Below are 6,684 nucleotides of genomic sequence, written 5' to 3'. Positions count from 1 at the left end.
CTGTCGCTGAGCAGGATCTCGCCGCCCTTGGCCTCCAGCACCAGCACGCCGCGCTCGCCGATCAGCAGGAAGTCGATCTCGCAGACGCGCTGCCGCTCGTGCTCCGGGAGGTTGATGCTGTGCAGGGCGTAGCGCCAGCCGGGCGCTTCCAGTCCCGCCAGCTCCGCGAAGATCTTCTTCTCCGCCTCGCTGGCGTCCGGGTTGACGGTGTCCGGGATCATCTCCACGGCTGCCGCCCCGGTCCGCGGCCGCCGCCCCGTGCGTCCCGCGCGTTCGTGTGCTTCAGCGGACTTCCCCCTAGCCGTGGTCGTTTCACGCGAACGATCCATCGCTCAGGAATGGCTCGTGGTTACACCACGGCGGCGTGAGCGCTGGTCTGTTTGTTCGCGGCGTGTTCGCACCCGATCAGAGCATAATTCGGCCGCCGCTTGACCCTACTTTTGCGGGTTGTCGCCGAGTCGCTGACATGCATTGTCAACTAATATTTTTCACGTTTGGTGAAGGGGCTACTGTTACACGCCTGAACGGGTGAATTCGACTGCGGTGCAGGTCAAGGGGCTGTGTGAGGTGGATCTGCGTGCCCGTCGGCGCAGATCCTGCTCGTGGGGTGTTCGTGTGCTGGATGCGCATGCGAAGTCCGTGAAAGCGTGCACGGTGTGCATCCGCCATGTGGCGGTTCGGTCACTTTCAGTGAATCGCTTCTGATCAAAGTGGGCTAGGGTGCAAGGTCTAGTGAACTGATCCGTACAGCGCAGTCCCGGTCATAGGGAAAACTGATGCCGGTCGAGCGGTAGAGGGCTTTGGTCCTCTTGGGCCCGCTTCGGCGCGGGAGCGCGCGTCGTGGCGGGTGGTGCTCGCGAAGCGCCGGTAGACGGCTTCCGGGGCGGAGGGCCGGCGGGCCGCCAGGGCTGCCCGGTTGCCGACGTCGTAGCGGTCGAAGAGGTGTGGGAGGTGGGGTTCCACGTCGAAGGCTTGAGGGTGCGGCAGCCTGGAAGCGTGCACACCAGGCAAAAAGGGCATAACGCACGGTGATCTCCCGAAACGGAGAGTGTTTCGCGTTGGACTAGGCTCGCTCCGTGCCGATGTTCAGCAAGGTCCTCTCCCTGGTGCCCGCCCCGCTTCGGACCTTGGTCTTCCGGCACAGGGAGCTGCTGAAGTTCCTCGTCGTCGGCGCCACCTGCTTCCTGGTCACCACGGGGGTCAACTACGGCCTCAAGTTCACCGTCCTCACCGGCAAGCCGGTGACCGCGCTGGTGATCGCCACGATCGTCGCGACGATCGTCTCCTACGTCCTCAACCGCGAGTGGTCCTTCAACACCAGGGGCGGGCGGGAGCGGCACCACGAGGCGGCGTTGTTCTTCCTCATCAGCGCCGTCGGCATCGGGCTCAACTCGTTGCCGCTCGTGGTGTCCCGCTACGTCTTCGGGTTGCGCGTGCCCGAGGTGGGCCTGCTCGTGCAGGAGGCGGCGGACTTCCTCAGCGGCATGGTCCTCGGCACGCTGGTCGCGATGGTGTTCCGGTGGTGGGCGTTCCGCCGCTGGGTGTTCCCGCAGCGGGACGGGAGCGCCAACCGCCCGGCGCGCAGGCGCGTTCGCGGGCGCGCGCGCTCCCGGTCGCACCTCGACCGGGCGGCCTGAGCGGAGCGCGTGGTCGGGCGCCGGGGGTTCCCGGCGCCGCGGATCACCACGGGGTCAGCTCAGGGTCAGCTCGGCACTACCACCCGGTCGGCCAGGTCCCCCGGCAGCTCCAGCTTCGCCGCGAGCTCCGGGTCGAGCGGCTGCACGACCTCCCGCAGCGCGGGGAACAGCCGCAGGCAGTCCGCGGCGGCGCGGCGCATCAGCTCGTCCACCACCTCGGGGTTGTCGTCCCACAGCTCCTGGAACTCGTCCTCGTCGTCCGCCGCGGCGACGTCCTTGCGGAACGTCCTGGCCGCGCGCGACTCGACGGCGGCGAAGTCCTCGCCCGTCCAGTCCAGCTCCAGCGCCGAGGTGGCCTCGTCGACCACCGCGAGCAGCCGCCGCACGGTCGCCTGCGACAGGTCGCCCTGCGCCAGCACGGCCCCGACCACGGCCAGCGCGGGCGGCGTGGCGGACCAGACCGTGCCCTGGTGCACGACGGCCGAGGACAGGTGGTCCAGCGCCGCGCGGATGTCCCCGCCGTCCACCAGGGCACGCAGGTGCTCGGGCGTGTCGGAGGCGCTCCCGTACGCGTGGAACAGGGTGGACCAGGGGGTTTCGGCGATGAACGCGTGGATCGCGTCCGGTTCGGGCAGTCTCACCTCCGCAGTGTCGCACCGGGCCGGGCGGCGGCGATCTCAGGGGTTGGGCACCGCAGGTGATCATCCGGGTGCGGTCCGAGCCCGGAGGAGCGGCGGGGCGGGCACCCGCCGACTACGGCGTTCGGAGGCGTGACAGGGGGCCGGTCCGGGGCGACCATGTGCACTCGGGGTGCGCTCGGGGAGGGGCTGCGCTGATGACGGGTGACGACCGGGTTCCCTTACCGGGCAGGCAGCGCGTGCTCGCGCTGGTCCGAGAGTTCCAGACCAGACCGGAGGCGCGCGGCGCGCCCACGTCCCGCCGCACGCCCGTCCTGATCCTCACCGGGCCCAGGGGCTGCGGCAAGACCGCGCTGCTGGACGAGCTGGCCCACCGGATGACCGACCTCGTGCCGCACGCCCGCGTCGACTGCGCCAAGCTCGACCCCGACGCCCCCTGGGAGGTCCTCACCTACCTGGCGTTCGAGCTCAACCGCACCGCCGCGGGCTACCGGGCCATCCCGTTCCCCCGGTTCTTCACCGCGCGGGCCGTCGTCGCGGCGAGCTTCCGGGGCGGCGACGCCAAGAACCCCGCCGACCAGCGCGCCCGCGTCCGCGAGGTGCTGGAGCAGTACCGCAGCGTCGACCGGCTCAAGGACTTCCTGGCCAACCGGGCCGCCGAGGTCAGCGAGCTGCTGCCGGTGGTCGGCGGCCTGCCCGGCGTCGCGGGCGCGGTCCGCTACGCGCCCGCGCTCGTGCTGCGCGGCCTGGTGTCCCGCCCGCTGGGCAGGCGCGCCCTGCTCGGCTCCGGTGTGGACTGGTTCGGCTCCGGCGACCGCGCCTACGCCGAGCTGGCCCGCGTGCACCGCCTCACCCGCCCCGACGCCGACCCGGAGGACAAGCGCGAGGCCGCCGAGTGGATGTGGCGGGCGTTCCTGGCCGACCTGCGGGCCGCGTTCGGCTCCGGCGCCGCCTTCGGCCGGGGCACCGACGCCCGCTCCTGGTCGCTGGACTGCGCGCTGCTGCTGGACGACCTGGACGGCGAGGCGGGCCGCGCCCTCTACAGCGCGCTGGTCGCCGCGCGCGGCTCCGACGCCGACCCGCTGCTCGTGGTGGCCACCGGCGGCGCGGAGCTGGTCGAGGACGTGGCGGGCGAGGACGCCGCGGTGGCCGCCGAGGACGGCGGGCCCGAGGAGTGGATCGCGCGCGGCGCGCCCGACGCGCACCCGGTGGCGCTGCGCGACCTCACCGCCGACGAGGTCACCGAGCTGATCGCCGACCGGGCCCCCGCCTGGCCCGGTTCGCGCCGCGTCATCGCCTCGGCGGTGCACCGGTTCACCGCGGGCCACCCGGCCGCCACCGCCCTGCTGGTCACCGCGATCGCCGACGCGGGCCCCGCCGCGACGACCCTCGCCGCCGTGCTCGGCAGGCGCTGGCGCCCCGCCGCCGACGAGCCCGACCGCACCAGGACCACCGTCGCGCCGCGGCTGGTGCGCGAGTTCACCACCGACCGGGACGACCTGCCGCTGCTGGAGCTGTGCGCCGCCGCCCGCGACGCCGAGCAGGCGGTCCGGCTCGCCGACAGCGGCCTCGCCCCCACCCCGCCCGGCCGCGACCCGGTGCCCGACCGGCTGCGCGCCCCCGGACCGGACGGCCGCCCGGTGCTGCTGCCCGCCCTGCGCCACGCCCTGCTGCTGCGCCTGGCCGCCGACCCGGAGCGCTGGCGGGCCGCGCACACCTGGTTGCGGGACAACGGCGATCCCGACGACCGGCTGCACCACGCCCTCGCGCTGCGCGACGTGCCCGCCGTCGTCGACCGCCTCACCGCGCTCGCCGACGACCCCGAGCGCTGGCTGGCCGCCCTGCGCGCCGCCACGACCGCCCCCAACGACCTGCCCGACGCGCTCGTCGTCCCGGCCAGGCTGCTCGCCGAGCTGGGCCTGCCGCACCGGGGCGGCGCCCGCGCCACGACCGCCCGGCTCGTCGTCGCCCTCTGGCTGGCCGAGGACCCGCTCTCCCGAGGCGACCGGGCCGACCTGCTCACCGGGGCCGCCGCCGACCTGGACGAGCTGCGCCGCGAGCAGCGCGGCAACGCCGAACCGCTGCGCAGGGCCGCCTCGGCGCTGCGCTCGCGCGGCGGTGAGCGGCCGGGGGAGGCCGGGCGCTGGCGCGAACCCGCCGAGGAACCGGTCGACTTCACCCCGCCGCTGCCCGCCGGGGCCCGCACCCGCTCCAGGGTCCGCGCGCTCGCGCTGGCCGCCGTGCTGGCCGTCGCCGCGACGGCGGTCGTGGGCTACTCGTGGGAGCTGCTCACCCGCTGCGCCGAGGGCGTGCACGAGCGCGGCGGCGAGTGCGTGGGCGTCACGGACGGCTCCTACGCGTTCGACCCGGCCGCCGAGGGCGTCTCGGCCGCCATCCTGGCCGAGAACGAGCGGGTCGCCGACCTGCCCCACGTCACCCTCGTGGTGCTGACCCCGCTGACGCCCCACGCGGGCGGCAGCGTCACCGACCGGCGGGTGCGCGCGCAGCTCGCGGGCGCGCACGTCGCCCAGCTCGCCGCCAACGGGGGCGACCGGCTGCCCAAGGTGCGGCTGCTGCTCGCCAACCCCGGCAGCCGCCAGCAGGAGTGGCGCCCGGTGGTCGAGCAGCTCACCGCCCTGATCGAGCCCGAGCGGATCGTCGGCGTGGTCGGCGTCGGCCTGAGCACCACCGCCGCCCACGACACCGCGCTCGCGCTGGCCGCCGCCGGACTGCCCATGATCGGGACCGTCGTCACCGCCACCGGCTTCGCCACCGACGCGGACGGCAAGCGCGTCAAGGGCTTCGTCCGGGTCAACAGCACCACCGGCGACCAGATCGGCGTGCTGTCCCAGCACCTCGCGCAGACCGACGTCCGCGAGGCCGTCCTGGTCTACGACAACAGCGAGAGCGACCTCTACACCGCCACCCTGCACCGCGAGTTCGAGCAGATCGCCGCCGCCACCGGCAGGCCCGCCATCACCGTCCAGGGCCAGTTCGACGTGGAGGGGTCGCTGGACGTCCAGTTCCGGGAGATCATGCGCGACCTGTGCGGCGACGGCGCGCCCGACACCGTCCTGTACGCCGGGCGCGCGGTCCTGCTCGACGACCTGATCGAGAGCCTGCGCGGCCGGGACTGCGTGCGCGACCGGCTGATCACCCTCGTCACCGGCTCGGACGCCGCGCTGCTGCGCACCAGGCCCGAGCTGCGGCCCGGCGCGCGGGACGCGTCGCTGCGCATCCTCTACACCCCGCACGTCGACCCGGACGCGGCGCGGCAGGCCGGGATCGCCGAGTTCGACGCGCTGGTCGCCCAGGTCGAGCGGCTCGGACTCGACCCGCTCGACCTGGCGGACGGGTGGGGCGTGATGATGCACGACGCGGTGCTGACCGCGCGCGAGTCGATCAGCCGGGTGAGCCGGGGGATGAACGCCGCGGCGGGGGAGCTGCCGTCCCGGCAGGACGTGCGGGCCGACCTGGAGCGGTTCGACCGCGAGCGCAACCGGGTGCTCGGCGCGGGCGGGGCGTTCACCATCGACGCGGGGACCGGGAACGCGGTGGGGCGGCGGCTGCCGGTGATGGAGGTCGGGCCGGACGGGAGCTTCTCGGTCAAGGCGATCGTCGACGTGCCGCGCTGAGCCGGGGCGCGCGGGGCTCGCACCGCCCGCGACCGCCCCGTCACGCAGCGCGAGTTCCCGCGTTCGCCACCTTCGCCCAGTTCAGCGGCACGTAGGGTGCCAAGATGCCGATCACGTTCGACACCACCGGCCTGGAGCAGCGCGACACCGCGGTGTGGGTCGACCCCGCCACCGGCGCCGTCGTCACGCTCGACTACTTCGACCTGCCGCCCGACCTGCCCGCCGCGCTGGAGGACGTGGACCTGCTGCGCCACCGGCTCGCCGGGTTCACCGCCGAGGCGGGCTGCCTGATCGAGGCCGAGGTCGTGCGGCTCGACGGCGTGCCCGCCCTCTACCAGCTGCTCAAGGTGCCCTTCCCGAACCGGCCCTCCGGGCAGGTGTTCCTGGCCTCCTACACCGTGCCCAGGGCCGGGTGCAGCGCCGTGCTGAAGATCCAGTCCCCGGAGCTGGGCACGACCGGGATGCGCGAGGCGGTGCTCGTGGCGCGCCTGGGCCACGAGAACTGGGTCGTCCCGCACCCGTACGCGCCCGAGCTCAAGGGTGTGCTGCCCTACCACCTCGGCGACGCGGCCGAGCACGACCCGCAGTTCCCCGACCACCCGCTCACCAGGGCGCGGGCGTGGGCGCGGCACGTGGCGCTCACCGGCCGGGTCGACCCCCGGTTCGCCGCGCTGCCGCCGTTCCAGCCGCGGGGCTGACCCCGCTCGGGCGGCGGGGGACCCCCGGCCCCGCCGCCGGGGAAGGCCTCACACCGCCTGGTAGGCGGCCGTCCAG

General features: G+C 74.3%; 5 protein-coding genes. 3 read left to right on the top strand and 2 right to left on the bottom strand.

Features of this window, described 5'->3' with window-relative positions; translation table 11 throughout:
• Positions 1-221 (bottom strand): nuclease-related domain-containing protein (locus ACTUAL_RS29625; RefSeq protein WP_440902543.1); only part of this gene is annotated, 221 nt, incomplete at its 3' end.
• An 861-nt stretch (positions 222-1,082) separates the two neighbouring features.
• Between ACTUAL_RS29625 and ACTUAL_RS29620 the strand changes: the two genes are divergently transcribed.
• A complete protein-coding gene (locus tag ACTUAL_RS29620) occupies positions 1,083-1,637 on the top strand; it encodes a GtrA family protein (protein ID WP_440902544.1) in 555 nt (184 codons plus the stop codon).
• 65 nt (positions 1,638-1,702) lie between these two features.
• Here the strand turns inward: ACTUAL_RS29620 and ACTUAL_RS29615 are convergent, their stop codons facing one another.
• Positions 1,703-2,278, bottom strand: coding sequence for a hypothetical protein (locus tag ACTUAL_RS29615; RefSeq protein ID WP_096492228.1), 576 nt, complete (start codon positions 2,276-2,278; stop codon positions 1,703-1,705).
• 194 nt (positions 2,279-2,472) lie between these two features.
• Here ACTUAL_RS29615 and ACTUAL_RS29610 point away from each other — a divergent pair, with 194 nt between their 5' ends.
• Both ACTUAL_RS29610 and ACTUAL_RS29605 read left to right on the top strand, forming a co-directional pair.
• The gene (locus tag ACTUAL_RS29610) at positions 2,473-5,910 is read left to right on the top strand and encodes a hypothetical protein (RefSeq protein WP_440902542.1); all 3,438 of its coding nucleotides are present in this window, start codon (positions 2,473-2,475) and stop codon (positions 5,908-5,910) included.
• Between the two features lie 104 nt (positions 5,911-6,014).
• Positions 6,015-6,608: a hypothetical protein gene (locus ACTUAL_RS29605; RefSeq protein WP_440902541.1), complete on the top strand. Its 594-nt coding sequence runs from the start codon at positions 6,015-6,017 to the stop codon at positions 6,606-6,608.
• Positions 6,609-6,684 lie beyond the last annotated feature (76 nt).

The sequence above is a fragment of the Actinosynnema sp. genome (assembly GCF_052038725.1).
Note: the sequence above shows the minus strand (reverse complement) of the source record. Positions and strands in the feature narration are given on the sequence as shown.

Bases quoted from the DNA above. Each gene is read 5' to 3' on its own strand.
- ACTUAL_RS29620 (WP_440902544.1), top strand. From the start codon at position 1,083: ATGTTCAGCAAGGTCCTCTCCCTGGTGCCCGCCCCGCTTCGGACCTTG.
- ACTUAL_RS29610 (WP_440902542.1), top strand. From the start codon at position 2,473: ATGACGGGTGACGACCGGGTTCCCTTACCGGGCAGGCAGCGCGTGCTC.
- ACTUAL_RS29605 (WP_440902541.1), top strand. From the start codon at position 6,015: ATGCCGATCACGTTCGACACCACCGGCCTGGAGCAGCGCGACACCGCG.